Below are 26,633 nucleotides of genomic sequence, written 5' to 3'. Positions count from 1 at the left end.
GCCGTTGGCGTTATTAGCGAGTTGCAGCCGCCCTACAGTTGCGTACCGAGCAGCACCTGGCTGGCGGCGAACTGTGCGCGTACCTGGTCGCCGACGCGCAGTCCCAGTTCGGCCAGGCGAGCGGATTCGAGCAGGGCGCACAGGGTTTGGCCATTAGGCAGGCTGATGCGCACATCGCTGGGGCCGTCGCTGGCCGGCAGAATCTGTTCGATACGGCCTTCGAGTGCATTGTGCTGTTCTGCTGGCGCTGCATCGAGTGGCTGCAGTTCCAGCCAGCCAGCCTTGATCAGCGCGACCACGCCGCTGCCTTCGCTCAGTTGCAGGTTCTCGGTGCTGTCATGGGTGATCTGCGCTTGCAGACGGCTGCCGCCGGGCAGTTCGATATCGATCAGGTCGTTGTGGCCGTGGGCGTGAATCGCGCGCACGCGGCCGGTGAGCTGGTTGCGCGCACTGGTGCGCAGCATCAGGCGGCCGAGCAGCGCCAGGTCGGCGTCGTCACCGGCGGCCTGCAGCAGTTGCACCTGCAGCGCCTGCAGGCGTTGTTGCAGTGCCAGTAGACGTTCGCCAGCGGGTGTCAGGCGTGCACCGCCGCCGCCTTTGCCACCGACGTTGCGGCTGACCAGGGGCTGCTCCGAGAGGTTGTTCAACTCGTCGATGGCATCCCAGGCGGCCTTGTAGCTCAGCCCGGCGGCCTTGGCGGCACGGGTGATGGAGCCTTGTTCGGCGATCTGCTCGAGCAGGGCCAGGCGTTTCGGGCGGCGGCTGAGCAATTGGGCGAGGGGATCGAGCTGCGACATGATTGAGGCGTGGCCAGGAAGGATGTCGGGCAAGGTGCGTGACTGCGCCTGGCGCGTCAAGTCAGGCGTCGCCCGGCCGTGGCGTGCGGGCCAGGCAATACACATCGACGCGCAGGGCGCCGGCGCGACGCAGCAGGTGGGCGAGTACGCCCGCCGTGGCGCCGGTGGTGAGCACGTCGTCGACCAGCGCCAGGTGCGCGCCAGCCACCTTGGCCTGCAGTTCCAGGCTGAAGGCCTGACGCAGATTACGCTTGCGTGTCGCGGCATCCAGCCCTTGCTGTGCGGGCGTATCGACACGGCGCTGGAGCCAGTCATGTTGCACCGGCAGGTGGAGGCTGGCGCCCAGCCATTCGGCGAGCATCTGCGCCTGATTGAAGCCGCGTCGCCGTTGGCGCTTGCGGGCCAATGGAACGGGCAACAGCGCCTGGGGGCGGGGCAATCCCTCATCGAAGGCATGGTGCAGGTGTTCGGCCAACAGCTCGGCAAGCAGACGGCCGTACGGCCATTGCGCCTGATGCTTGAAGCGGGTGATCAGATTGTCGACGGGGAAGGCATAGCGCCAGGGCGCCTCCACGCGGCTGAAGCTCGGCGGCTTGTTCTGGCAGGCGCCGCAGATCATGCCGTGGGCCGGCAATGGCACCGCACAGATCTGGCAATGTGCACCGAGCCACGGCAACTCGGCCTCGCAAGCCGTGCAGACCGCGTGCGTGGGGTGATCGGTGGTTTCGTCGCAAAGCTGGCAATGGCGGTGCGGTCGCAGCCAGGGGAGGCGTTGCAGAAGGGTTGGGTCGAATAATGGCATCGCGGCTCATCCATGAGCGGTGGTGCCATAAGTGTAGTTCGCGTCAGCGGATGAGCCAGCCCATGACGATCAGGCCGAGAAACAGCCAGATCACCCCGCCGATGATCGAGCCGCGCAGCAGTGAACGAGCGCCGCTGAACAGGAACAGCAGGCCGATGATCAGCAGGATGATGCTGAAGATCGACACGTCCATGCCAATGGCCCTGGCCATACCCTGGAGAAAGTCGTCGATGGCATCGGCCATGGCGCCTAGCACGCCAGACAACATGTCGACGATGAAACGGATGGCGCGACCCAGCGCTTCGCCGAGCCCTTCAAAAAAACCTTCAACCTGCATGCAGAACATCCTGTGGGAGGGGTAAGCATTTGGCCTTGTGCCATGACATAAGTTCTATTGGTTATTAATTGATCATATGTAAACCTGTGTCTTTCTCGTGGTTGACAGCATCCAATCGCCACTTATGATGGCCCAAGCCTGAATGCCCCGCGTGGGCCTGACAACAGATGCCACCAAGCGTCGAAGGACCTCTCAGATGAGCGCAACCGCCGAAATCACCACCCGCCACGACTGGAGCCTCGCCGAGGTTCGCGCGCTGTTCGAGCAGCCTTTCAACGACCTGCTGTTCCAGGCGCAGAGCGTCCATCGCCAGCACTTCGACCCGAACCGCGTGCAGGTCTCGACCCTGCTGTCGATCAAGACCGGCGCCTGCCCGGAAGACTGCAAGTACTGCCCGCAGTCCGGCCACTACAACACCGGCCTGGACAAGGAAAAGCTGATGGAAGTGCAGAAGGTGCTGGAGGCGGCCGCCGAGGCCAAGGCCATCGGCTCCACGCGTTTCTGCATGGGCGCCGCGTGGAAGCATCCGTCCGCCAAGGACATGCCTTACGTGCTGGAAATGGTGAAGGGCGTGAAGAAGCTCGGCCTGGAAACCTGCATGACTCTTGGTCGCCTCGATCAGGAGCAGACCCAGGCGCTGGCTGACGCGGGCCTGGACTACTACAACCACAACCTCGATACCTCGCCGGAGTTCTACGGCAGCATCATCACTACTCGCACCTACGGTGAGCGCCTGCAGACCCTGGCCTACGTGCGCGAGGCGGGGATGAAGATCTGCTCGGGTGGCATCCTCGGCATGGGCGAGTCGGTGGATGACCGCGCCGGGCTGCTGATCCAGCTGGCCAACCTGCCGGAGCACCCGGAAAGCGTGCCGATCAACATGCTGGTCAAGGTCAAGGGCACGCCGCTGGCCGAGGAGAAGGACGTCGACCCGTTCGACTTCATCCGCACTTTGGCCGTGGCACGGATCATGATGCCGAAATCCCACGTGCGCCTGTCTGCCGGCCGCGAGGCGATGAACGAGCAGATGCAGGCCCTGGCCTTCATGGCAGGCGCCAACTCGATATTCTACGGCGAGAAGCTGTTGACCACCGCCAACCCGCAGGCGGATAAGGACATGGCCCTGTTCAAGCGCCTCGGCATCAAGCCTGAGGAGCGCGAAGAACACGCCGACGAGGTGCACCAGGCGGCCATCGAACAGGCGCTGGTCGAGCAGCGCGATTCCAAGCTGTTCTACAACGCCGCTTCGGCCTGATTCCTTTTATGTGGGAGCGAGCTCTGCTCGCGAATGACCTCCTGTCCTGGTTTTTCGCTCGCCACGCTCGCTTCTACGGAAAACGTGCATGAGCTTCGATCTTGCTACGCGACTGGCCGAGCGCCAGGCCGCCGATCTGTTCCGCCAGCGTCCGCTGCTGCAGACCCCGCAGGGCCCGCAGGTGCGGGCCGATGGTCAGGAGCTGCTGGCCTTCTGTTCCAATGACTATCTAGGCCTGGCCAACCACCCCGAAGTGATCCGCGCCCTGCAGCAGGGCGCGGAAAAATGGGGCGTCGGCGGCGGCGCATCGCATCTGGTGATCGGCCACAGCACCCCGCATCACGAGCTGGAGGAGGCCCTGGCCGCGTTCACCGGCAGGCCGCGTGCACTTTTGTTCTCCACCGGTTACATGGCCAACCTGGCGGTCGTCACCGCCTTGCTCGGGCAGGGCGACAGCGTACTGCAGGATCGTCTCAACCACGCCTCGCTACTCGATGCCGGCCTGCTCTGCGGCGCGCGTTTTTCCCGCTACCTGCACAACGATGCAGTGAGCCTGGCCAACCGCCTACGCAAGGTCACTGGCAACTGCCTGGTGGTCACCGATGGTGTGTTCAGCATGGACGGCGACCTGGCCGATCTACCGGCCCTGTGCGCCGAGGCGCGTGCCGCGAAGGCCTGGGTGATGGTCGATGATGCCCATGGTTTCGGCCCGCTGGGCGCCACCGGTGGTGGCATCGTCGAGCACTTTGGCCTGGGCCAGGATGACGTGCAGGTGCTGGTCGGCACACTGGGCAAGGCCTTTGGTACCGCCGGCGCCTTCGTCGCCGGCAGCGAGGAGCTGATCGAGACGCTGATCCAGTTCGCCCGGCCCTACATCTACACCACCAGCCAACCGCCGGCGGTGGCCTGCGCCACGTTGACGAGCCTGGAGCTGCTGCGCAGCGAAAGCTGGCGCCGCGAACACTTGCAGCGGTTGATCGCCCGCTTCCGTCAGGGCGCCGCCGAGATCGGCCTGAGCCTGATGGACAGTCCCACCCCGATTCAGCCGATTCTGGTCGGCGACAGTGCGCGTGCGCTCAAGCTGTCTGCGCTGCTCAAGGATCGCGGCCTGCTGGTCGGCGCCATTCGCCCACCGACCGTACCGGCTGGCAGCGCCCGTTTGCGCGTGACCCTGTCCGCTGCGCACAGCGATGCGCAGCTCGAACTGCTACTCGAGGCGCTGGCCGAGTGCTGGCCGCAGGTGCAGACCGATGCGTGAGACGCTGATTCTGTTGCCGGGCTGGGGCCTGGACGGCGCCTTGCTGCAACCGCTGGCCAAGGCCTTGGGTGGCGATATGCAGGTGCAGGTGCCAGCCCTGCCGCGACTGAGCAGTGCGGCCGCTGCCGATTGGCTCGACGAGCTGGATACGCGTCTGCCGCATGATTGCTGGCTGGTCGGCTGGTCACTTGGCGGCATGCTCGCCGCCGCCCTGGCTGCGCGTCGTGGCAAGCGCTGCCGTGGCTTGATCACCTTGGCCAGCAATGCCTGTTTCGTCGCCAGCGATACCTGGCCGACGGCCATGCCGGCACAGACCTACGCAGCCTTCTATGAGAGCTGCCAGGATAACGCCGGCGCTACGCTCAAACGTTTTGCCATACTCTGTGCCCAGGGTGGCGCGGACGCGCGCGGCCTGTCACGGCAGCTGCAAAGCTATCTGTCGACCAGCGACGAGTCCGCTCTGCTGGCCGGGCTGCGCCTACTGGCGAGCCTGGACAATCGCGGTGCGCTGGCGGCGTACAGCGGGCCGCAATTGCATCTGCTGGCCGAGCAGGATGCGCTGGTGCCAGCAGCGGCAAGCGACGCACTGCTGGCGCTGTTGCCAGCGGGTGAGGTGGACGTGCTGGAAGAATGCGGCCATGCCTTCGTGCGCGAGCAGGCAGATGCCCTGGCGGTCTTGATGCTCGATTTCATCCGTGAGGCCAGCGATGTCTGAGCTGCGTGTGGCGCCTCATGAGTTCTCTGGTGCGCACGGCGCACCCTACGGAGATGTGGCGTTGCCGGACAAACGTCAGGTTGCCGCGTCGTTTTCCCGTGCGGCAGCCAGTTACGACTCGGTGGCCGAGCTGCAACGCAGTGTCGGCAACCAACTGCTGGCGCATTTGCCTGCTTCGCTACAGCCGCGACTGTGGCTGGACCTGGGCAGCGGCACAGGCCATTTCACCCGCGCCCTGGCCGAACGTTATGCACCGAGCGAGGGCCTGGCGGTGGATATCGCCGAGGGCATGTTGCGCCACGCCAGGCCTCAGGGCGGTGCTGCGCATTTCATTGCCGGCGATGCCGAAGCGCTACCGCTGCAAAGCGCCAGCGTCGATCTGCTGTTCTCCAGTCTGGCGCTGCAATGGTGTGCCGATTTCACGCGCGTTCTGAGCGAAGCGCAGCGGGTGTTGCGTCCCGGTGGCGTGCTGGCGTTCTCCAGCCTGTGTGTCGGTACATTGCAGGAGCTGCGTGATAGCTGGCTGGCGGTCGACGGCCTGGTCCACGTAAATCGCTTCCGCCATTTCGAGGCCTATCAGCACATGTGCAAGGTCAGTGGCCTGCAGGTGCTGGCGCTGCAACGTGAGGCGGAGGTCCTGCACTTTCCCGATCTGCGCAGCCTGACCACCTCGCTCAAGGACCTCGGTGCGCACAATCTCAACCCGGGGCGTCCGGGTGGGCTGACGGGGCGCTCGCGCATTCGTGCACTGATCGAGGCTTACGAGCACTTCCGCCAGCCGCAGGGCCTGCCGGCCACCTATCAGGTGGTGTACGGCGTGCTGCAGAAGCCTTCCTAGGCACGAACCTCGCTCGCCAACCCGCTTCGCGAGCAGAGCTCGCTCCCACGAGGATCAGATGACCCAAGCCTACTTCGTCACCGGCACGGATACCGAAATCGGCAAGACGACTATCGCCGCTGGCCTGCTCCATGCGGCGCGTCAGCAGGGCCTGAGCACCGCAGCGGCCAAGCCGGTCGCTTCCGGTTGCGTGCGAACCGCCGATGGGCTGCGCAACGACGACGCGCTGGCCTTGCTCGCCCAGTGTTCATTGCCGCTGCACTATGAAGAGGTCAACCCGCTGGCCTTCGAGCCGGCCATTGCCCCGCACCTGGCCGCTCGCGAAGTGGGTATCAAACTGGATGTCGCCAGCCTGCTGCCGCCGGTGCAGGCGATCCTGAGCAAGGGCGCGGATTTCTCGCTGGTGGAGGGCGCAGGCGGCTGGCGCGTACCGCTGGCCGGTGAGGAAAACCTGTCGGACCTGGCCGTGGCATTGGGCATCCCGGTGATTCTGGTGGTAGGTGTACGCCTGGGTTGTATCAACCACGCGCTGCTGAGCGCAGAGGTGATCGAGCGTGATGGGCTGAAACTGGCCGGCTGGGTGGCCAATATCGTCGAGCCGAAGACCTCACGTCTGGAGGAAAACCTCGCCACCCTCACCGAGCGCCTACCAGCGCCTTGCCTGGGGCGTGTGCCACACTTGGGCAATGTGACGGCCGCAGCTGTGGCGGAACACCTCAAACTGGAGTTGTTGGCTGACTGGTAATAAACAGCAAACTGACCATAGCCTTTTGCCTGTACGTTTTTTAGCCGATTTCTGCTTCAATGCCCGTTATCAGGTTCTACATCCCTCAGGGGGCTGCCGATGGAAATCTCCGCCAACGCATTCAATTCGGGTTTGAACGGTATTCAGGCCGGGCAACGCCGTGTCGAGCAGGCCGCCGGTGATATCGCCAGCAGCACCATCAACCCGTCGCAGCAGACTACTCAGACCCCACCGCAGAATCAGGTCAATCCGAGTTCGCAGGTATCCGAGCGTAACCGCCCTGACCTGACCGAAAGCCTCGTGGCGCTGCGTGTCGGTGAAAACGAAGTGCGCGCCAATGCACGTGTCGTCGACACCGCCGACGAGGTGCTGGGCACCCTGATCGATACCCGCGCTTAAGTCGTCTCACCCCGGCCGCGCGGATGCGGCCAGCAGCGGGGCAGGAGGACGCTCATGCAGATTGGCAGCAGCCTGCCACCGTTCACTCCCGCGCCGTCCGTCAGTTCGGCAAGGCCTCTGTCGTCCGACGTTTCCCCTGATATTGCCCGTGCCGATCAGGCACCTGTTGCGGCGCCGCAGGAGCAGCAAGCCGACTCCGCTGCCTCCGGCCGAGAGGAGGCGGATCGCGAAGGCAACGCATCGAATCGCGTAGACAAGCCCGAGCCAAGCCCTCAGGAGCAGCGCCAGCAACAGCTGGAAATCGACGACCTCGTGCAGCGTGACCGTGAGGTCCGTACTCACGAGCAGGCGCATGCTGCCGTTGGCGGGCAATACGCGGGAGCACCGACCTACAGTTTCAAGCGCGGCCCTGATGGGCAGCGTTACGCCGTTTCCGGTGAAGTCAGCATTGATACCGCCCCCGTCCCCAATGACCCCGAAGCGACGCTGCGCAAGATGGAAATCGTTCTGCGCGCAGCGCTCGCCCCCATCGAACCCTCCCCGCAAGACTTGCGCGTAGCCGCTCTGGCCCAGGCGCAAGCGGCGCAGGCGCGCGTCGAACTGGCCGAGTTGCGGCGTGACGAGGCCAGCAATACCGTCGAAGAGCGCAAGGCCCGTGACGACGCTGGCTCCGCCGATGAACAGCCCGCCGAGCAGTCACAGCAGGCTTCGCCGCCAGCGCCTAATCTTGATCTGTATCGGCGTCTGGGTGAATTGCCTGCGCCGGAGCCCCGCATTGATCTGGTCGCGTAGTCGGCCGATTGGCAGCGCTTGACAAGGGGTTGGCGTAAACGTATGTTTCAAACGCCTGTTTGATTGCTTCGGCCGCAGCCTCGTGGCCAGGCAGCCGGGAGTGATCCCGAGAGCGACCGCCAAGACGGTCACCCCAACTACTAGGAATCCACCGCAGAGGTTTACCGTTATGCCTGACTACAAGGCCCCCTTGCGTGACATTCGTTTCGTTCGCGACGAACTGCTGGGTTATGAAGCGCACTACCAGAGCCTGCCTGGCTGCCAGGACGCCACTCCAGACATGGTCGACGCCATCCTCGAAGAAGGCGCCAAGTTCTGCGAGCAGGTTCTGGCTCCGCTGAACCGTGTGGGTGACATCGAGGGCTGCACCTGGAGCGAATCCGGTGTGAAAACCCCGACTGGCTTCAAAGAGGCCTATCAGCAGTTCGTTGAAGGCGGCTGGCCGAGCCTGGCCCATGACGTCGAGCATGGCGGCCAAGGTCTGCCTGAGTCGCTCGGTCTGGCTGTCAGCGAGATGGTCGGTTCGGCCAACTGGTCCTGGGGCATGTACCCGGGCCTCTCCCACGGCGCGATGAACACCCTGAGCGCTCACGGCACCGACGAGCAGAAGCACACCTACCTGACCAAACTGGTTTCCGGCGAGTGGACCGGCACCATGTGCCTGACCGAGCCGCATTGCGGTACCGACCTGGGCATGCTGCGCACCAAGGCCGAACCGCAGGCTGACGGCAGCTACAAAGTCTCCGGTACCAAGATCTTCATCTCCGCGGGTGAGCACGACATGGCCGAGAACATCGTCCATATCGTTCTGGCCCGTCTGCCCGATGCGCCAGCCGGTACCAAGGGTATCTCGCTGTTCATCGTGCCGAAGTTCCTGCCGAACGCCGAAGGCGGCGTAGGCGAGCGCAACGCCGTTTCCTGTGGCTCCATCGAGCACAAGATGGGCATCCACGGTAACGCCACCTGCGTGATGAACTTCGACGGCGCCACTGGCTACCTGATTGGCCCGGCCAACAAGGGCCTGAACTGCATGTTCACCTTCATGAACACCGCTCGCCTGGGTACCGCACTGCAAGGTCTGGCCCACGCCGAAGTCGGCTTCCAGGGTGGCATCAAGTACGCTCGCGAGCGTCTGCAGATGCGTTCGCTGACTGGCCCGAAAGCGCCGGAAAAAGCCGCTGACCCGATCATCGTGCACCCGGATGTACGCCGCATGCTGCTGACCATGAAGGCGTTCGCCGAAGGCAACCGCGCCATGGTCTACTTCACCGCCAAGCAGGTGGACATCGTTCAGCACAGCCAGGACGAAGAAGAGAAGAAAGCTGCCGACGAACTGCTGGCTTTCCTGACCCCGATCGCCAAGGCCTTCATGACCGAAGTGGGCTTCGAGTCCGCTTCTCACGGCATGCAGATCTATGGTGGCCACGGCTTCATCAGCGAGTGGGGCATGGAGCAGAACCTGCGTGACTGCCGCATCTCGATGATGTACGAAGGCACCACCGGCGTTCAGGCGCTCGACCTGCTGGGCCGCAAGGTGTTGATGACTCAGGGCGGTGCCCTGAAGAACTTCACCAAGATCGTCCACAAGTTCTGCCAGGTCAACGAAGGCAACGATTCCGTCAAGGAATTCGTCGAGCCGCTGGCCAAGCTGAACAAGGAGTGGGGCGACATCACCATGAAAGTCGGCATGGCTGCGATGAAAGATCGCGAAGAAGTCGGTGCCGCCTCCGTGGACTACCTGATGTACTCCGGCTACGCCTGCCTGGCCTACTTCTGGGCCGACATGGCGCGCCTGGCTGCCGAGAAGCTGGCTGCCGGTACTGGCGACGAGGCTTTCTACAAGGCCAAGCTGCAGACCGCTCGCTTCTACTTCGCGCGCATCCTGCCGCGTACCCGCACGCATGTCGAAGCCATGCTGTCGGGCGCCAGCAACCTGATGGAAATGGATGAAGAGCACTTTGCGCTCGGCTTCTAAGACCTGATCGGTTGAACCACAACGCCGCCCCCTGGGGCGGCGTTGTCGTTTTTGCGCCGGACACTGAAGGGAATGTCGCATCCTGTCGCTGTTTTCAAGAGTCGAAGCAGGCAGAATGCCTCCATCTCTCGCCCAGGATGTCAGCGTGATCCGTCTGGCCAATTTGCGCCTCAGTCACTTCTATTCGTCGTTGCCCTTGCTGGTCGGCGGGTTGGTGGCTGCGCGCTTGCCGGTGCTGAGCGAGTTCTTCATCTCCCTGTTCAACGTGCTACCGACTCTACTGCTGCTGCTTGGTGGCGCCTTCTGCCTGGTCTACGGCCGTCAGCGTGAAGTGTTCCTGTTGCTGGCGCTGTATGTCAGTTACTTCCTGCTGGATACCCAGGTCGATCACTTTCGTGACAATGGTCAGATCCGCGACGATGCGGTTCTGGTCTTCCATCTGATCTGCCTGTTGCTACCGCTGCTCTATGCCCTCTACGGCTGCTGGGAGGAGCGTTCGCACCTGCTGCAGGACATGTTCGCCCGCGCCCTGATCTTGCTGGCAGTCAGCGCGGTGGCCTTTGGTTTGGCGCGCCGTTATCCGCAGGGTATTGCCGACTGGTTGGCTAAGATTCACTGGCCATCGTTGCATGGCGCCTGGATGAGCCTGGCGCAGTTGGTTTACGTGGCGTTCCTGGTCGCCTTCATCGTTCTGCTGGTGCAGTACCTGCGTCGGCCAAGGCCGCTGCACGCGGCGCAACTGATGGGGCTGTGCGGTTTGCTGTGGATGCTGCCGCAGGTGTTCATCCTGGCCAATGCGCTGCAGGTGATGATCAGCATGGTGATGCTCATGCTGGTCGCGGCGGTAGCGCACGAGGCCTACCAGATGGCCTTTCGTGACGAACTCACCGGGCTGCCGGGGCGGCGTGCGCTCAACGAGCGTCTGCAGCGCCTGGGGCGTGAGTACGTTATTGCCATGGTCGATGTCGACCACTTCAAGAAATTCAACGACACCCATGGCCATGACGTAGGGGATCAGGTGTTGCGCCTGGTCGCCAGCCAGCTGCGCAAGGTCGGTGGCGGCGGCAAGGCCTATCGCTACGGTGGTGAGGAGTTCACCCTGCTATTCCCCGGCAAGAGCGTGGAGCAGTGCGTACCGTACATGGAGGCGGTGCGTCTGGCCATCGAGCAATACCGCATGCAGTTGCGCGACAAGCAAAGCCGGCCACGTGATGATCGTGAGGGCAAGCAGCGCCGTGCTGGCAAGGCTGCCAGCGAAGTGTCGGTAACCGTGAGCATGGGCGTTGCCGAGCGTCAGAGCGAGCAGCGCAACCCGCAGGAAGTGATCAAGGAAGCGGACAAGGCCCTGTACAGCGCCAAGGCGGCCGGGCGCAACTGCATTCGCATTGCCGGGCAGCGGCGGGGCGCAGTCAGGCTGACGTCGGGCCGAGATTGAGACGTTTACAGACGAACGGTGCAAAAGCCTTTGCGGTGGATGAAGGGCGTAGTTTTTACATTAGGTAGTTTCTGACCTTTTGTGGATTATTGGTCACAACACGACCCTATGTGTCTATAGAGTTGTTCAAGTAAACTCGGTTCTCTCACGTAAGTCCGTTTCCGAGGATGTGTCATGGCCGATTACAAAGCCCCCCTGCGCGACATGCGCTTCGTGCTCAATGAAGTATTCGAAGTCTCCAAGCTCTGGGCCGAGCTGCCGGCCCTGGCCGAAGTGGTGGATGAAGACACCGCCAACGCCATTCTCGAAGAAGCCGGCAAGGTCACTGCCGGCAGCATCGCCCCGCTGAACCGCAGCGGCGACGAGGAGGGTTGCTCCTGGGACAACGGCAATGTGAAGACTCCGGCAGGCTTCCCCGAGGCCTACCGTACCTACGCCGAAGGCGGCTGGGTCGGTGTAGGTGGCGCGCCGGAGTTCGGCGGCATGGGCATGCCCAAGGTGATCGGCGCCCAGGTCGAGGAAATGGTCAACTCGGCCAGCCTGTCCTTCGGCCTGTACCCGATGCTGACCTCGGGCGCCTGCCTGTCGATCCTCAATCACGCCAGCGAAGAGCTGAAGCAGCAGTACCTGCCGAACATGTACGCCGGCGTCTGGGCCGGCTCCATGTGCCTGACCGAGCCGCATGCCGGTACCGACCTGGGCATCATCCGCACCAAGGCCGAACCTCAGGCCGACGGCAGTTACAAGATCAGTGGCACCAAGATCTTCATTACCGGCGGCGAGCACGACCTGACCGAGAACATCATCCACCTGGTGCTGGCCAAGCTGCCGGACGCACCGGCTGGCCCGAAAGGCATCTCGCTGTTCCTGGTGCCGAAGGTCATGGTCAATGCCGACGGCTCGCTGGGCGAGAAGAACGCCCTGGGCTGCGGCTCCATCGAGCACAAGATGGGCATCAAGGCCTCGGCCACCTGCGTGATGAACTTCGACGGTGCCACCGGCTACCTGATCGGCGAGGTCAACAAGGGCCTGGCGGCGATGTTCACCATGATGAACTACGAGCGCCTGGGCGTCGGCATTCAGGGTCTGTCCCTCGGTGAGCGCAGCTACCAGAGCGCCATCGAGTACGCCCGCGAGCGTATCCAGAGCCGCGCGCCGACCGGCCCGGTGGCCAAGGACAAGGCGGCCGACCCGATCATCGTGCACCCGGACGTACGCCGCATGCTGCTGACCATGAAGGCGCTGAACGAGGGTGGTCGTGCCTTCTCCAGCTATGTCGCCATGCAGCTCGACACCGCCAAGTACAGCGAGGACAAGGCCACCTCCAAGCGTGCCGATGAGCTGGTGGCGCTGCTGACTCCGGTGGCGAAAGCCTTCCTCACCGACATGGCGCTGGAAACCACCGTGCATGGCCAGCAGATCTTCGGCGGCCACGGCTTCATTCGCGAGTGGGGCCAGGAGCAACTGGTGCGCGACTGCCGCATCACTCAGATCTACGAAGGCACCAACGGTATCCAGTCGCTGGATCTGGTCGGGCGCAAGATCGTCGGTAGCGGTGGCAGCTACTACAAGCACTTCGCCGACGAGATCAAAGCCTTCGTCGGCTCGGCTGATGCCTCGCTGGCCGAATTTACCCAGCCGCTGGCGGCTGCCGTACAGAACCTGGATGAGCTGACCGCCTGGGTCGTGGATCGGGCGCAGAGCAACCCCAACGAAATCGGCGCCGCTTCGGTCGAGTACCTGCAGGCCTTCGGCTACACCGCCTACGCCTACATGTGGGCGCTGATGGCCCGCGCCGCGCTGGGCAAGGAAGAACAGGACGAGTTCTACGCCAGCAAGCTGGGCACCGCACGCTTCTACTTCGCTCGCCTGCTGCCGCGTATCCACTCGCTGAGCGCATCGGTCAAAGCCGGCAGCGAGTCGCTGTATCTGCTGGATGCTACGCAGTTCTAATCACACTGCATCTAAATGAGCCCCGGCCCGTGTGCCGGGGCTTTTCATTTCATGGGGCGCACGGGTTCAGCCTGGCCACGTAGAGTAGGGCGGGGCGTTGTGCGTGCAGGTGCAACTGGCCGGGTTCGTTCTCTATCAGCAGGCCGTTTCCCGCCGCTAGCGGGTGCATCGCGTCGCCAGCCTTCACTTCGACTGCGCTCTGGGCTGCATTCCACAGCAGCAGTACCGCCGCATCATTCTCCAGCCTCCGGGTTCCCTGCCATTTCAGCAACTGCACCTGATGCGTCCAGAGGCTTCGTCGGGTCATCAGATTGAGGTCGGTGATCGGGCCGTCCAGCAATTGCGCGTCGATTGCCTCTTCGCCTGGAAAAGCCGCTATGGCACCACCGCTGTGCAACGTTTCGATCCGGCCATCCTCGCGTTGCAAGCACAAGCCCTTGCCGGCGAGCACGGCCAGGCTGCGGTCGATGTCCGGGAAGCTGGAAAAGGCTCCATCCACCGCCACTAGAGCACTGCTGATGCGCCAGGCGAAATCCTCCAGGCCCGCGCCCGCAGGCGAGATGGCCAGTTGCAGCGTCGTACCGCCGCCGTTCTTCCAGGGCATGGCGAGGGCCATTGTGGGATCGAGCAGGGTGAAAGGCATGGGCTCTCCAAATGTATATACATAATGAGTGATGCGCCGAGTGGCTTCGATCACGGAGCAAGTATTGGTGTCTCTGAATAAAAGCTTCTAGCTGGCTCATAGGCTATTTACATAGACAGCTGGCGTCTCGCTAAGTGGCTTTATCATTGGATCGTACGGATGGTCATGGCTTGACGGCAATTGAATCAGTCCATATTGTATATACAAAATAAGCCGGGAGAATCCCATGCGGATGCATTCCACCTCGAAACAGCTCTGGCGCGATGTGCAGGTCTTCGATGGCCTGGCGCAGTTGGACGAGGCGATGAACGTGCTGGTCGAGGACGGTTGCATTGCCGGCCTATGGCCGTCGAGCGCCTTCGACGAGGCGCTGGCTCAAGGTGCAGTCGAAGCAGGGCGCGGCGGCGTGATGACTCCGGGGCTGGTCGATTGCCACACCCATCTGGTGCACGCCGGTGATCGTGCCGGTGAATTCGAGCAGCGCCTGGAAGGGGTGAGCTACGAAACCATCGCCCGCAACGGCGGCGGAATCATCAGCAGCGTGCGCGCCACCCGTGCGGCCAGCGAAGACGATCTGATCGCCGCCAGCCTGCCGCGTCTCGACGCGCTGCTGGCCGATGGCGTGACAACGCTGGAGATCAAGTCCGGCTACGGCCTGACCGTTGCCGACGAACTGAAGATGCTGCGCGTGGCCCGTCGCATCGGCGAACTGCGCCCGGTGCGGGTGCTCACCACCCTGCTCGGTGCCCATGCCCTGCCACCGGAATACGCTGGCCGCGCTGACGACTACGTCAGCCTGGTCTGCGACGAAATGATCCCGGCCGCTGTCGCCGAAGGCCTGGCCGATGCAGTGGACGTGTTCTGTGAAGGCATCGCCTTCTCTCCGGCCCAGTGCGAGCGGGTTTTCCAGGCCGCGCAGCACCATGGCCTGGCCATCAAGGCCCATGCCGAGCAGCTCTCCAATCTGGGCGGCAGTGCCCTGGCCGCACGCTACGGCGCGCTGTCCGCCGACCATATCGAATACCTGGACGAAGCCGGCGTGCGCGCCATGGCCGAGGCCGGCACGGTCGCCGTGCTGCTGCCCGGCGCCTTCCATGTGCTGCGTGAAACCCAGCTGCCGCCCATCGAACTGCTGCGCCATTACGGCGTACCGATGGCCGTGGCCAGCGATGCCAACCCCGGCACCTCGCCGATCTGCATGCCAACGCTGATGGCCAACCTGGCCTGCACTCTGTTTCGCCTCACCCCGCGCGAAGCCCTGGCCGGCATGACCACCCACGGCGCCCGAGCCCTCGGCCTGCCAGATCTCGGCCGCATTGCTGTCGGCGGGCCAGCGGATCTGTGCCTGTGGGATATCCAGCAACCGGCCGAACTGGCCTACGCGGTGCAGGCCGGGCGTCTGCGCCAGCGCGTGTTCAATGGAGCCATTACCTATGCTCGCTGATCGTCACAGCATGGCCGCCTGGAGCGGCCGTACCGACCCGGAAACCGACAGCGCACGCTGGCACCAACGTATCCAGGCGCTGGCAGAAAACAGCCAGCCGGGTCTGGCCCTGCTAGGTTTCGCCTGCGACGAAGGTGTGCGCCGCAACCATGGCCGTGTCGGCGCCGCCGCTGCGCCGCAATGCGTGCGCAAAGCGCTGGCCAACCTGGCCTGGCATCGCCAGGCGCCGGCCTATGACGCCGGTGACGTGACCTGCGAGGATGGCGACCTGGAAGCTGCCCAGGCGCGTCTTGGCCAAAACGTTTGCGCGCTGCTGGACGCCGGCCATCTGCCGCTGGTGATAGGTGGTGGGCATGAAGTGGCCTTCGGCAGTTGGTCGGGCCTGGCCGAGCACCTGTCCGGCAACCCCGCTCCCAAGATCGGCATCGTCAATTTCGACGCCCATTTCGACCTGCGCGACCCGGCCTATGTGCATTCCTCCGGCACGCCCTTCGCGCAGATCGCCGAGCAGTGCGCCGCGCGCGGCTGGCCGTTCCGCTACGCCTGCCTTGGCGTCAGCCGCGCCAGCAACACCCGTGCGCTGTTTGCCCGCGCCACCGAGCTGAACGTGCTGGTGCGTGAGGATCATGAAATACGCGAGTCGACCCTCGATGCCATCGGCGCCGAGCTGGACGTCTTTGCCGCCGAGTGCGACGCGCTCTACCTGACCATCGACATCGACGTGCTGCCGGCCTGCGAAGCACCGGGCGTCAGCGCGCCAGCCGCCCGTGGCGTGCGCCTGGAGCTGCTGGAGCCGCTGCTCGAACGGCTCAAGGCCAGCGGCAAGCTGCGCCTGGCCGACCTGGCCGAGCTCAACCCCGAATACGACATCGACAACCGCACCGCCAAGGTGGCGGCGCGCCTGATTCATCTGCTCAGCCTCTGAGCGCCGAACAACAAGAGGAAACCGCTGTGACCACCAAGTACCGCGATACCGAAATCCGCGCCCCACGCGGCACCACGCTCACCGCCAAGAGCTGGCTGACCGAAGCGCCGCTGCGCATGCTGATGAACAACCTCGACCCGGACGTGGCCGAGAACCCCAAGGAGCTGGTGGTGTACGGCGGCATCGGCCGCGCCGCGCGCAACTGGGAGTGCTATGACAAGATCGTCGAGAGCCTGACCAACCTGAATGACGACGAGACCCTGCTGGTGCAGTCCGGCAAGCCGGTCGGCGTGTTCAAGACTCACAGCAACGCGCCGCGCGTGCTGATCGCCAACTCCAACCTGGTGCCGCACTGGGCGAGCTGGGAGCATTTCAACGAGCTCGACGCCGAGGGCCTGGCCATGTACGGCCAGATGACCGCCGGCAGCTGGATCTACATCGGCAGCCAGGGCATCGTTCAGGGCACCTACGAGACCTTCGTCGAAGCCGGTCGCCAGCACTACGCCGGCAACCTCAAGGGCCGTTGGGTGCTGACCGCAGGCCTGGGTGGCATGGGCGGCGCCCAGCCGCTGGCCGCTACCCTGGCTGGCGCTTGCTCGCTGAACATCGAATGCCAGCAGACCAGCATCGATTTCCGCCTGCGCAGCCGCTACGTCGACGAGCAGGCCACTGATCTGGACGACGCCCTGGCGCGCATCGCCAAGTGCTGCGCCGAAGGCAAGGCTATCTCCGTCGCCCTGCTGGGCAACGCTGCCGAGATCCTGCCGGAGTTGGTGCGCCGTGGCGTGCGCCCGGATATGGTCACCGACCAGACCAGCGCCCACGACCCGCTCAATGGCTACCTGCCGATCGGCTGGAGCTGGGCCGAGTACAAGGACCGTGCAGCCACCGACCCGGCTGGCGTGGTCAAGGCTGCCAAGCAGTCCATGGCTGTGCATGTACAGGCCATGCTCGACTTCCAGAAGATGGGCGTGCCGACCTTCGACTACGGCAACAACATCCGCCAGATGGCCAAGGAAGAGGGCGTGAGCAATGCCTTCGACTTCCCCGGCTTCGTCCCGGCCTATATCCGCCCGCTGTTCTGCCGCGGCATCGGCCCGTTCCGCTGGGCGGCGCTGTCCGGCAACCCCGAGGACATCTACAAGACCGACGCGAAGGTCAAGGAACTGATCCCGGACGATGCCCACCTGCACCGCTGGCTGGATATGGCCCGCGAGCGCATCGCCTTCCAGGGCCTGCCGGCGCGTATCTGCTGGGTCGGCCTGGGTCTGCGTGCCAAGCTCGGCCTGGCCTTCAATGAGATGGTGCGTTCGGGTGAGCTGAGTGCGCCCATCGTCATCGGCCGCGACCACCTGGACAGCGGCTCGGTGTCCAGCCCCAACCGCGAGACCGAAGCGATGCAGGACGGCTCCGATGCAGTGTCCGACTGGCCGCTGCTCAACGCCCTGCTCAACACCGCCAGCGGTGCGACCTGGGTGTCGCTGCACCACGGTGGTGGCGTGGGCATGGGTTTCTCCCAGCATTCGGGTATGGTCATCGTCTGTGATGGCACCGATGAAGCCGCCGCGCGCATTGCCCGCGTACTGACCAACGACCCGGGCACTGGCGTGATGCGTCATGCCGACGCCGGTTACCAGATCGCCATCGATTGCGCCAAGGAGCAGGGCCTGAATCTGCCGATGATCGGTTAAGACACGTTCGACGCCGGCCCGCTGGGCCGGCGCATCAATCACTGCACGTATCGCGACTTCAGCCATTATTCGGCTCTGATTCGCCAGGCGCGAACTCAACCGTGGAAGAACAGAACATGACCACCCTGAACCTGAAACCCGGCCAACTAACCCTGGCCGACCTGCGCGCCGCCTACCAGGCGCCCGTGCACCTGACCCTGGACGCCAGCACCCATCAGGCCATTGACGCCAGTGTTGCCTGCGTCAATCAGATCATCGCCGAGGGCCGCACTGCCTACGGCATCAACACCGGTTTCGGCCTGCTGGCCTCGACCCGCATCGCCAACGACGATCTGGAAAAGCTGCAGCGTTCGCTGGTGCTGTCCCATGCCGCCGGCATCGGCGAGCCGCTGAGCGATGCCATGGTACGGCTGATCATGCTGCTGAAGATCAACAGCCTGGCACGCGGCTTTTCCGGCATTCGCCGCCAGGTGATCGAGGCGCTGATCGCCCTGGTCAACGCCGAGGTCTACCCGCATATCCCGCTGAAAGGCTCGGTCGGCGCCTCCGGTGACCTGGCGCCGTTGGCGCATATGTCGCTCGTGCTGCTCGGCGAAAGCCAGGCGCGCCATAAGGGCCAATGGCTGCCGGCCAGCGAGGCGCTGGCCATCGCCGGCCTGGAGCCGATGACCCTGGCTGCCAAGGAAGGTCTGGCGCTGCTCAACGGCACCCAGGTGTCCACCGCCTACGCGCTGCGCGGGCTGTTCGAAGGTGAAGACCTTTACGCCGCCGCCAGCGTCTGCGGTGCGCTGAGTGTCGAGGCGCTGCTCGGTTCGCGCTCGCCCTTCGATGCGCGCATCCATGCCGCACGCGGCCAGCGCGGGCAGATTGACGCGGCGGCTGCTTTCCGTCACCTGCTCGGCGACAGCAGCGAGATCGGCCGCTCCCACGCCGCCTGCGACAAGGTGCAAGATCCGTATTCGCTGCGCTGCCAGCCGCAGGTCATGGGCGCCTGCCTGACCCAGCTGCGTCAGGCCGCCGAAGTGCTCGGCGTTGAGGCCAACGCGGTCTCCGACAACCCGCTGGTGTTCGCCGCTGAAGGCGAGGTGATTTCCGGTGGCAACTTCCACGCCGAGCCGGTGGCCATGGCCGCCGACAATATCGCCCTGGCCATCGCCGAGATCGGTTCGCTGTCCGAGCGGCGTATCTCGCTGATGATGGACAAGCACATGTCGCAACTGCCGCCGTTCCTGGTGGCCAATGGCGGGGTGAACTCCGGCTTCATGATCGCCCAGGTCACTGCTGCTGCGTTGGCCAGCGAGAACAAGGCGTTGGCCCATCCGCACAGCGTCGACAGCCTGCCGACGTCGGCCAACCAGGAAGACCACGTATCCATGGCGCCGGCCGCTGGCAAGCGCCTGTGGGACATGGCTGCCAACACCCGCGGCGTGCTGGCCGTGGAATGGCTGGGCGCCTGCCAGGGCCTGGACTTCCGCGAGGGGCTGAAGAGCACGCCGGCGCTGGAACAGGCGCGCCAGGCGCTGCGCGCCAAGGTACCGTACTACGTCGAGGACCGCTTCTTCGCCCCGGACATCGCCGCCGCCGATGCGCTGCTCGCCGAGCGCGTGCTGACGCCGCTGCTGCCAGCCGGCATGCTGCCGTCGGTAGGCTGAGCCGCGCAGAAATGTAGGGCGTACTCGCGAAGCAGTACGCCATTGGGGTGCTATCCGTAGGTTGTGGTGCCGAGCTCGGCATGGCCCGGCGGGCTGTTCGCTTCGCTCCTGAGCCCGCCCTACGCGCTGGCGCTCCGGCGTTTCGGCAACGGCGCTACTGCCAGTCGTAGCGGTGGGCGCTATCATCCGCGCACCCGGTCTTGCCAAGGAGCTTTCGTGACCACCACCCCGCGCTACAAAGCCATCGAGGCCTTCCTGCTGGAGCGTATCCAGGGCGGCGTGTTTCCGGTCAATCACCAGATTCCGCCCGAGGAGCAACTGGCGCGGGATTTCTCCGTCAGCCGCATGACCGCCAACAAGGCCATCCAGAACCTGGTGCAAAAGGGTTATCTGGTGCGTCAGGCCGGGCTGGGCACTTTCGTCACCGACCGCAAGGCCGAGTCGCCGCTGCATGAGGTGATGAATATCGCCAGTGAAGTGCGCGGTCGCGGTCACGAATACAGCAACGAAGTGGTGCGTTGCGAAGCCATCGCCGCCGATGACGAGGTGGCCCTGCGCCTGGGGCTGCGCCTGGGCGGCGAGGTGTTTCACAGCATCCTCGTGCACCTGCAGGACGGCCTGCCGATCCAGCTCGAGGATCGTTTCGTCAATCCGCGCTGGGTGCCGCATTACCTGCAAAGCGACTTCACCCAGGTCACGCCCAACGAAGTGCTGGTCGCCAGTTGCCCGATCTCGGATGTCGAGCATGTGGTGGAGGCGGTACTGGCGGATGCGCGCACGGCCGAGCTGCTGCAGATCGACCCGGCCATGCCCTGTCTGAGCGTGATCCGCCGTACCTGGTCGGACGATCACCTGATCAGCTACGCGCGGCTGATCCATCCCGGTGACCGCTACAAGCTGCGCTCGCTACACAAGCGCAGAGCGTAGGTTGTCCACAAACCTTAGGAACCGGCTTGCCGGCGATCTGCAGTGGCTTCGTCGCGGCTAAAGCCCCTCCTGCAGTGATCGAAGTCAGTCGCTGATCAGCTGATCCACTAGCGAAGGATCGTCGATAAAGCGATTGCGCGTGCCCTGCAGTACCTCGATCTTGTCGTTGCGCGCCTTCTCCTCGGCATCCGGCGGGTCCATGCGGTGCCAGGCCTTGTACATTGGCACCAGGCCGACGATGGGCAAACCGTATTCGATGTGCATGTAGAAGATCGCGCGGGCGATATTGCCCTTGGCTTCGTCGCGCGGCTCCACCAGTTGGAAGCTGGTTTTAAGATCGCAGCCGATATCGGCGAACTTGCTCGGTACGTCATCGGCCAGTTCGGCGAACTGGGCATTGCGTCGTGCCAGCTCCACGCGGCTCAGCGCCGGGTAGTAGTTGTGCAGGTCGGCGACGATGTACGGATAGCGCGGGTTCATGATGGTGCATTGGCGGTCGGTGACGCAGCGCATCGCGCTCTTGAGCTGCTTGCTGCTGTAGATCGGGCTGGCAGTGAGGGTGCCGCTTTCACGAGCGAAGGTCTGGCCGCAATAGAGCGTGGTGCCGCCATTACCGTAAAGATCCTGCCAGAACGCCTGAGCGATGGCCTGTTTGACGTCGCCCAGTTGGGTCTGGCCATTGGCCAGGGAGAAGCTGCTGATGCAGGTTGCCAGGCAACCAAGAAGCAAGGTGACTGCGCGCATACTCTAGCCCCAGTGACCGCCGTTGTCGGAGTCTGTTGTTTTTGTAGGACAAGATGCAGTCTAGCAAGACGTACGTCACAGAAAACATGGCCAAATGCTTTCTCCCAATCTGGAATGGCCCGAGCAAAGTCAGGCGGCTGACAGAGGGAGAATTCGTGTAAGCCATGGCTTACACGATGTCACGATTTTCGCCACTGTTGGTCGATCAGGTACGGGCGTACTCTGCTGCACATGGATTCAGCGCAGGAAGCGCCTAGACGAACAGGGACACGCTGGACAGCCGCCAGGATGGTTAGCAGATCAAGGATGTCAGGACAACAGTCTGCAAGGCCCCGCAATCGCGGGGTTTTCTTTTTTGGGCGCTCGCCCACATTCATTCAATCCTCCCTCGCATTACCCACCTAGTGCGCGCCGCGCGTGCCGGACTTTTACGCTGATCGGCGCGATCTCAACCCAGCAACTGCCTTAGCGCACTGGGCGACAGGCCCGTCCAACGCTTGAACGAGCGACGGAAGTTGGTGCTGTCGTGGAACTGCAGGTAGGCGGCCACTTCGTCGTTGCTGTAGCCCTTTACCCGGTACAGGTACAGCGCCACGTGCTTGCGCACCAGGTCGAGCTGTTCCTGAAAGTGGCTGTCGTGTTTGCCCAGCTTGCGCTTGAGGGTGGCGGGGCTCATGGCGAAAGCGTGCGCCACCTTGTCCAGATTCGGTGTCTCGCGAATCTGCTCGTGCAGGTGGTCGTAAAGGCGATCCAGCAGGCTGGCGGAAAATCCCAGCGCCTCCAGTTGCGCCAGGCTCTGTTGTTCGGCCACCTGCCCGGCAGTGAGCGAGGCGCCGGGCCAGGGACGGGTCAGGTATTCGCGTGGCAGGCTCATCATGTCCACCTGGCGCGCGAACGCCACGTCCTCGCCAAGGTGTACCCAGTACTGTTCGATATAGCGTGGCTGCTCATGGGCGAACTCGAACTGCCAGGGCAGGCGTTCGCCAGCCAGCCAGCGGCTGCTCGAGGCCAGCGCGGTCATGCTCGCCTCGAGCAGGAATCGTCGCTGCTCGCCGCAGCCGCAGGCATCCAGCCAGACGATGTAGACGCGCTGTTCGTCGAGTAGCAGGCGTGGCGCCAAAAGCGGGCTGAGCAGGGCGCGTAGACGCACCAGCAGTTCCAGCGACTGTTGCAGGTCGGCGGCCTGCTGCAGGGCCTGGCTGGCGGCACCGTAGTGGCCCGGCAGCAGGCGCTGGCCGAACAGAAAGCTGCTGTCGTCGGCATCCAGCAGGCGTCGCGCGTTGTCGATCAGTTGCAGGAACTGCTGCGGGCTGATGCGCGCCTGGCCGCTGAGAATGTCTTCGTGAAACAGGCCGCTACCGCGCAGCAGGCGATGGCTGTCCAGTTCGCGCGCCAGGGCCAGGTCGAGCAACAGCGCTGGTTGATGGTGGGCGGCGATGAAGCGGCTGTCGCGTTCGTACCAACTGCCCTTGACGGCCATGGCGTCTTCCTCAGGCGCGCTTGGCTGCGGGCGTCTGCTTGACGCGCGCCAGGGCCAGGTTGAGGCGCCTGAGCAGGCTGTCACCATCCTCGTCCTGGGCCAGCACGCTGGCCACGCCGGCTGACAGATACAGGCGTTCGCCGTTGCGGCTGCTGCGGTAGGCCAGGTGGCGTACCGCATCCTGCAGCTCGCCGGCGATCTGTTGCGCCTGCTGCGCGCCGGTGCCTGGCAGCAGCGCGACGAAGCGATCGCCGGCCAGACGGCAGAGCAGATCCTGACGACGCAGGTTGAGCAGCAACAGCTGGGTCAGGTTCTGCAAGACCAGGTCACCCTCGGCATGACCATGCTCGCGATTGAGGCGGTCGAAACCATCCAGATCGAGAGTCACCAACGCCAGGGGCTGGCCCTGTTCGTGGCTCTGCTGCAGCGCCTGCTGCACCTGCAGACGCAGGTAATCGGCGCCCCCCAGTGGGGTGAGTTTGTCGAACAGGCGGTGTTCGCGGAACAGCCGCTCGCGCTTTTCCATCTGCGCGCTGATCGCCAACTGCTCGCGGTGCCAGTGGTAGATGCCTAGGGTCATGAGGATGAAGCCTACCGGCATCGGTCCGGACTCCAGCCACTTGTCCCAGTGGACGCTGGCCGGCAGTTGGACGAACTCGTCCACCGAATCCATCCACAGCGAGAAGAACAGGCAGGCCAGGCCGCAGAACAGCAGGTTGGTCACCCGCCCGGCCGGGCGGCTTTTCAGCAGCAGGCCGATCCACAGCAGCACCAGCAGCGCCGAGCCTCCTTCGCCGAGGATATCGGTCCAGTTCCATTCATTGGTGGGTTTGATATGGCCGGCGATCAGATGAGCGAGCAGGCCGAGGTTGGCCAGCAGTAACAGGCCGGCGAGTTTCCAGGCATGCAGTTTCAACAGGGGCGGCATCGGGCGGGCTCCGCAGGCTTCAATGACGGCCAGCAGAACAGAGGCTCATGACACTTTGGTTGCAGCGGGGGAGGTCGATTTGGCTCAGGGCAGTTGCACGATTATTTTGCTCAGGATGCGCTGCGCGCACCGACTCTGGGGGCGCGCACCTGTAGCGCCGGGCTCGTTGCAGGCGCCCATCGGGCTCTGAGCTGTGCTGCGTCAGGTCATTTTGGCTCATCTGCTGCGGATATTGCCGACAAAACCCGGTTTTCGCCGGATGCGCTGCAGGGCTGTCACAGAAGCGTCATTCGCCCCACCTAGCTTGCGCCTCCAGCGAGCCGGCCCCGTGCCGGTGGATTTCACTCTTGGGGAGAGCAGGCCATGCGCCTAGGTCACAGCAGCACCCGCCATGCGGGCTTTCGTATCAGCACCCTGGCGCTGGCCATCGCCGCCAGTACCGTCGTCCTGGCCGAGGAGCCGGTGCTTCTCGAGCACATCGAGGTGGTCGGCCAGGCGGTGAGCATAGACAAGGCGCTGCAGGATCAGCGCCGCTCCGACAGCGTCACCAGCGTGGTGCACGCCGATGGCATCGGCCAATTGCCGGATGACAACGCCGCCGAGGCGCTGCAGCGCATTCCCGGCCTGTCGGTGGAGCGTGACCAGGGCGAAGGCCGCTTTGTCAGCGTGCGCGGTATCGGCCCGGATCTCAACGCCGTGACCATCAACGGGACCCTGGTGCCGTCGCCGGAGAGTGACCGCCGTGCCGTGGCCCTCGACGTGCTGCCGTCCGAGCTGGTGCAATCGCTGTCGGTGGTCAAGACCCTGACCCCGGACATGGACGCCAACTCCCTCGGCGGCACCGTGCAGGTCGAGAGCCTCTCGGCCTTCGACCACGACGGTCTGTTCTACACCCTCAGCGGCGAGGCCAGTTACGACGACAACAGTAGTCAGACCAGTCCGAAATTCTCCGGTGCGATCAGCGAGCGCTTCAGCCTCGGGGACGGTATCGACAACTTCGGTGTGGCTGCGGCGCTGAGTTGGCAAAAACGCGATTTCGCTTCGGACAACGTGGAAACCGGCGGCGCCTGGGATTTCAGCGACGGTGCCCGGCTCGAAGAGCTGGAGCAGCGCGCCTACGACATCCGCCGCGAGCGCACCGGCTTCGGTCTGAACTTCGACTACAAGCCGGACGACGCTTCCAGCTACTACCTGCGCACGCTCTACAGCCGCTACAAGGACACGGAAACGCGCAACGCCGCCGGCGTCGAGTTCGCCGACGCGCAGTTGCCCGGTGAGAGCGGCGAGGCCGAAGGCTGGCGTGAGCTCAAGAGCCGCGAAGAAACCCAGCAGATCCAGTCCTACGTGTTTGGCGGCGAGCGCAGCCTGGGCCTGTGGACGGTCAGTGGCCAGGTCGGCTACAGCAAGGCCAGCGAGAAGACCCCGGAAGGCATCGCCGGCGCCACCTTCGAGGGCAACGACGACTTTGCCGATGTCGGCTTCGGCGGCACGCGCAAGCCGAAGCTGACCATCGGCTCGGCCTTCTACGACCCGGCCAACTTCACCCTCGACGAGGTGCAGTGGGAGAAACAGAAGACCACCGACACCGAAAAGAACATCAAGCTCGACCTGGCCCGCGACTACGAGCTGAGCGGCTATGCAGCACAGGCTAAGTTCGGTGGCAAGCTCAGCCGGCGCAAGAAGGACAACGACCTGGAGGCGTGGGTCTACGAAGACCTGGGCGACTTCGGCCTGACGGACGAGCAGCTTAACCTCGGCCAGTTCGTCAAGGGTGAGGTCGACTACGGTCTCGGCCGCTTCGGCCCGGGCATCAGCGCCAAGGCCATCGAGCGCCTGCTCGCCGGGCTGAACAAGGCTGACTTCTACGACGAGGAGGAGTCGCGCATCAACGATTTCAAGATGCGCGAGGACATCAACGCCGCCTACCTGATGAACAGCGTCGACATCGACGACTGGCGCTTTATCGCCGGGATGCGCTACGAGGGCACCGAGTTCGAGGCCAAGGGCACCGGTCTGCGCGACGACGCCTATGAGTCGATCAGCAGCCGCAAGCGCTACGACCACTGGCTGCCGGGCCTGCACGCACGTTACCAGCTCGATGCCAACACGCAGATCCGCGCCGCCTGGACCAACTCGGTGGTGCGTCCGACCTTCGGCCAGCTGGCACCCGGCTTCGTCATCGATGGTGATGAGGCCAGCTTCGGCAACCCCGATCTCAAGCCGCTGGAGTCGAGCAACTTCGACCTCGGCATCGAGCGCTACCTAGGCCGCGCGGGGGTGGTCTCGGCCTTCGCCTTCTACAAGGACATCGACAACTTCGTTTATGCCACGGACCTGGCCGGCAGCGGCGCCTGGGCCGATTTCAGCGAGGCCAACACCTTCGCCAATGGCGCCAGCGCCAAGCTGTACGGCATCGAGCTGGCCTACTCGCAGAAATTCGACTGGCTGCCGGCACCTTGGAACGGCCTGCTACTCGGCGCCAACGCCACCTTCAGCCGCTCCGATGCGCGCATCGAAGGTCAGGGCAGCAAGCGCAGCATCGATCTGCCGAACCAGTCCGACCAGGTCGGCAACCTGACTCTGGGCTGGGAGAACGACAAGCTCAGCCTGCGCCTGGCGGCCAACTACAAATCCAGGTACCTGGCCGAAGTGGCAGCGATGGACGACAAGGCTCACGACCTCTACGCCGATTCGCAGCTGTTCGTCGACTTCAGCGCCGGGTACTTCCTCAGCGACAACCTGCAGCTCAAATTCGAGGCGCAGAACCTCACCGACGAGTCCTATTACCTCTACACCGGCAACCGTCGCTACAACGCCCAGTACGAGGAATACGGCCCGACCTACAAGCTCGGCCTGACCTTCACCCACTTCTAATGCACTGCCCTGCGCGCCCCGCCG

General features: G+C 64.2%; 23 protein-coding genes. 16 read left to right on the top strand and 7 right to left on the bottom strand.

All coding sequences use genetic code 11. From position 1 onward, the window contains the following. Positions 1–32: 32 nt before the first annotated feature. The 3 genes from AAEQ75_RS06090 to AAEQ75_RS06080 form a co-directional block, all read right to left on the bottom strand. Positions 33–797: a TOBE domain-containing protein gene (locus AAEQ75_RS06090; RefSeq protein WP_343351158.1), complete on the bottom strand. Its 765-nt coding sequence runs from the start codon at positions 795–797 to the stop codon at positions 33–35. A gap of 61 nt (positions 798–858) precedes the next feature. Further along, positions 859–1,599: a ComF family protein gene (locus AAEQ75_RS06085; protein WP_343351156.1), complete on the bottom strand. Its 741-nt coding sequence runs from the start codon at positions 1,597–1,599 to the stop codon at positions 859–861. A gap of 43 nt (positions 1,600–1,642) precedes the next feature. Continuing rightward, the gene (locus AAEQ75_RS06080; protein WP_017675774.1) at positions 1,643–1,936 is read right to left on the bottom strand and encodes a hypothetical protein; all 294 of its coding nucleotides are present in this window, start codon (positions 1,934–1,936) and stop codon (positions 1,643–1,645) included. A 196-nt stretch (positions 1,937–2,132) separates the two neighbouring features. On the opposite strand from AAEQ75_RS06080, the gene bioB reads away from it, so the two are divergent. The 10 genes from bioB (at position 2,133) to AAEQ75_RS06030 (ending at position 13,301) form a co-directional block, all read left to right on the top strand. Next, positions 2,133–3,191: a biotin synthase BioB gene (bioB, locus tag AAEQ75_RS06075; protein WP_112210867.1), complete on the top strand. Its 1,059-nt coding sequence runs from the start codon at positions 2,133–2,135 to the stop codon at positions 3,189–3,191. Positions 3,192–3,279: 88 nt separating this feature from the next. Further along, the gene (gene bioF / locus AAEQ75_RS06070; protein ID WP_343351155.1) at positions 3,280–4,449 is read left to right on the top strand and encodes an 8-amino-7-oxononanoate synthase; all 1,170 of its coding nucleotides are present in this window, start codon (positions 3,280–3,282) and stop codon (positions 4,447–4,449) included. Further along, complete coding sequence (locus tag AAEQ75_RS06065; protein ID WP_343351154.1) at positions 4,442–5,164, top strand: alpha/beta fold hydrolase; 723 nt, start codon at positions 4,442–4,444, stop codon at positions 5,162–5,164. The genes bioF and AAEQ75_RS06065 overlap by 8 nt, the downstream gene beginning before the upstream one ends. Beyond that, positions 5,157–6,002: a malonyl-ACP O-methyltransferase BioC gene (gene bioC / locus AAEQ75_RS06060; protein WP_343351153.1), complete on the top strand. Its 846-nt coding sequence runs from the start codon at positions 5,157–5,159 to the stop codon at positions 6,000–6,002. The genes AAEQ75_RS06065 and bioC overlap by 8 nt, the downstream gene beginning before the upstream one ends. Positions 6,003–6,060: 58 nt before the next feature. Continuing rightward, entirely contained in the window at positions 6,061–6,747 is a 687-nt protein-coding gene (bioD, locus tag AAEQ75_RS06055) for a dethiobiotin synthase (RefSeq protein ID WP_343351152.1), read from the top strand. 99 nt (positions 6,748–6,846) lie between these two features. Beyond that, complete coding sequence (locus AAEQ75_RS06050) at positions 6,847–7,146, top strand: hypothetical protein (protein WP_343351151.1); 300 nt, start codon at positions 6,847–6,849, stop codon at positions 7,144–7,146. Positions 7,147–7,200: 54 nt separating this feature from the next. Further along, positions 7,201–7,938: a putative metalloprotease CJM1_0395 family protein gene (locus AAEQ75_RS06045; protein ID WP_343351150.1), complete on the top strand. Its 738-nt coding sequence runs from the start codon at positions 7,201–7,203 to the stop codon at positions 7,936–7,938. Between the two features lie 169 nt (positions 7,939–8,107). Next, the gene (locus AAEQ75_RS06040) at positions 8,108–9,913 is read left to right on the top strand and encodes a phenylacyl-CoA dehydrogenase (protein WP_343351149.1); all 1,806 of its coding nucleotides are present in this window, start codon (positions 8,108–8,110) and stop codon (positions 9,911–9,913) included. A gap of 145 nt (positions 9,914–10,058) precedes the next feature. Continuing rightward, positions 10,059–11,348 carry a GGDEF domain-containing protein gene (locus AAEQ75_RS06035; RefSeq protein WP_430523458.1) on the top strand — a complete coding sequence of 430 codons (1,290 nt, stop codon included), beginning with the start codon at positions 10,059–10,061 and terminating at the stop codon, positions 11,346–11,348. Between the two features lie 174 nt (positions 11,349–11,522). Next, positions 11,523–13,301 (top strand): acyl-CoA dehydrogenase C-terminal domain-containing protein, encoded by a 1,779-nt coding sequence (locus AAEQ75_RS06030; RefSeq protein WP_343351147.1) that lies wholly within the window; start codon positions 11,523–11,525, stop codon positions 13,299–13,301. A gap of 49 nt (positions 13,302–13,350) precedes the next feature. Here AAEQ75_RS06030 and AAEQ75_RS06025 read toward each other — a convergent pair whose 3' ends face one another. Further along, entirely contained in the window at positions 13,351–13,944 is a 594-nt protein-coding gene (locus tag AAEQ75_RS06025) for a HutD/Ves family protein (RefSeq protein ID WP_343351146.1), read from the bottom strand. Positions 13,945–14,170: 226 nt separating this feature from the next. Here AAEQ75_RS06025 and hutI point away from each other — a divergent pair, with 226 nt between their 5' ends. From hutI to hutC, 5 genes are all read left to right on the top strand, one after another. Continuing rightward, complete coding sequence (gene hutI / locus AAEQ75_RS06020; RefSeq protein ID WP_343351145.1) at positions 14,171–15,388, top strand: imidazolonepropionase; 1,218 nt, start codon at positions 14,171–14,173, stop codon at positions 15,386–15,388. Further along, positions 15,378–16,313, top strand: coding sequence for a formimidoylglutamase (gene hutG, locus AAEQ75_RS06015; protein WP_343351144.1), 936 nt, complete (start codon positions 15,378–15,380; stop codon positions 16,311–16,313). Before hutI ends, hutG begins: the two co-directional genes overlap by 11 nt. 26 nt (positions 16,314–16,339) lie before the next feature. Then, positions 16,340–18,004, top strand: coding sequence for a urocanate hydratase (gene hutU / locus AAEQ75_RS06010; RefSeq protein WP_343351143.1), 1,665 nt, complete (start codon positions 16,340–16,342; stop codon positions 18,002–18,004). A gap of 116 nt (positions 18,005–18,120) precedes the next feature. Beyond that, positions 18,121–19,656, top strand: coding sequence for a histidine ammonia-lyase (gene hutH, locus AAEQ75_RS06005; protein ID WP_343351142.1), 1,536 nt, complete (start codon positions 18,121–18,123; stop codon positions 19,654–19,656). Positions 19,657–19,872: 216 nt separating this feature from the next. Continuing rightward, on the top strand, positions 19,873–20,583 hold the full coding sequence (gene hutC, locus AAEQ75_RS06000; protein ID WP_343351141.1) for a histidine utilization repressor: 711 nt from the start codon (positions 19,873–19,875) through the stop codon (positions 20,581–20,583). Positions 20,584–20,667: 84 nt separating this feature from the next. Here the strand turns inward: hutC and AAEQ75_RS05995 are convergent, their stop codons facing one another. The 3 genes from AAEQ75_RS05995 to AAEQ75_RS05985 all read right to left on the bottom strand — a co-directional run bounded on the left by AAEQ75_RS05995 (position 20,668) and on the right by AAEQ75_RS05985 (position 23,735). Then, a complete protein-coding gene (locus AAEQ75_RS05995; RefSeq protein ID WP_343351140.1) occupies positions 20,668–21,327 on the bottom strand; it encodes an endonuclease in 660 nt (219 codons plus the stop codon). Positions 21,328–21,775: 448 nt separating this feature from the next. Next, positions 21,776–22,807, bottom strand: coding sequence for an AraC family transcriptional regulator (locus AAEQ75_RS05990; RefSeq protein WP_072424989.1), 1,032 nt, complete (start codon positions 22,805–22,807; stop codon positions 21,776–21,778). 10 nt (positions 22,808–22,817) lie between these two features. Continuing rightward, entirely contained in the window at positions 22,818–23,735 is a 918-nt protein-coding gene (locus tag AAEQ75_RS05985) for a GGDEF domain-containing protein (RefSeq protein ID WP_343351139.1), read from the bottom strand. Between the two features lie 363 nt (positions 23,736–24,098). Between AAEQ75_RS05985 and AAEQ75_RS05980 the strand changes: the two genes are divergently transcribed. Further along, positions 24,099–26,609 carry a TonB-dependent receptor gene (locus tag AAEQ75_RS05980; RefSeq protein ID WP_343351138.1) on the top strand — a complete coding sequence of 837 codons (2,511 nt, stop codon included), beginning with the start codon at positions 24,099–24,101 and terminating at the stop codon, positions 26,607–26,609. The last annotated feature ends 24 nt before the right edge of the window (positions 26,610–26,633 follow it).

This window comes from Pseudomonas sediminis (genome assembly GCF_039555755.1).
GTDB lineage: Bacteria > Pseudomonadota > Gammaproteobacteria > Pseudomonadales > Pseudomonadaceae > Aquipseudomonas > Aquipseudomonas mendocina_D.
Note: the sequence above shows the minus strand (reverse complement) of the source record. Positions and strands in the feature narration are given on the sequence as shown.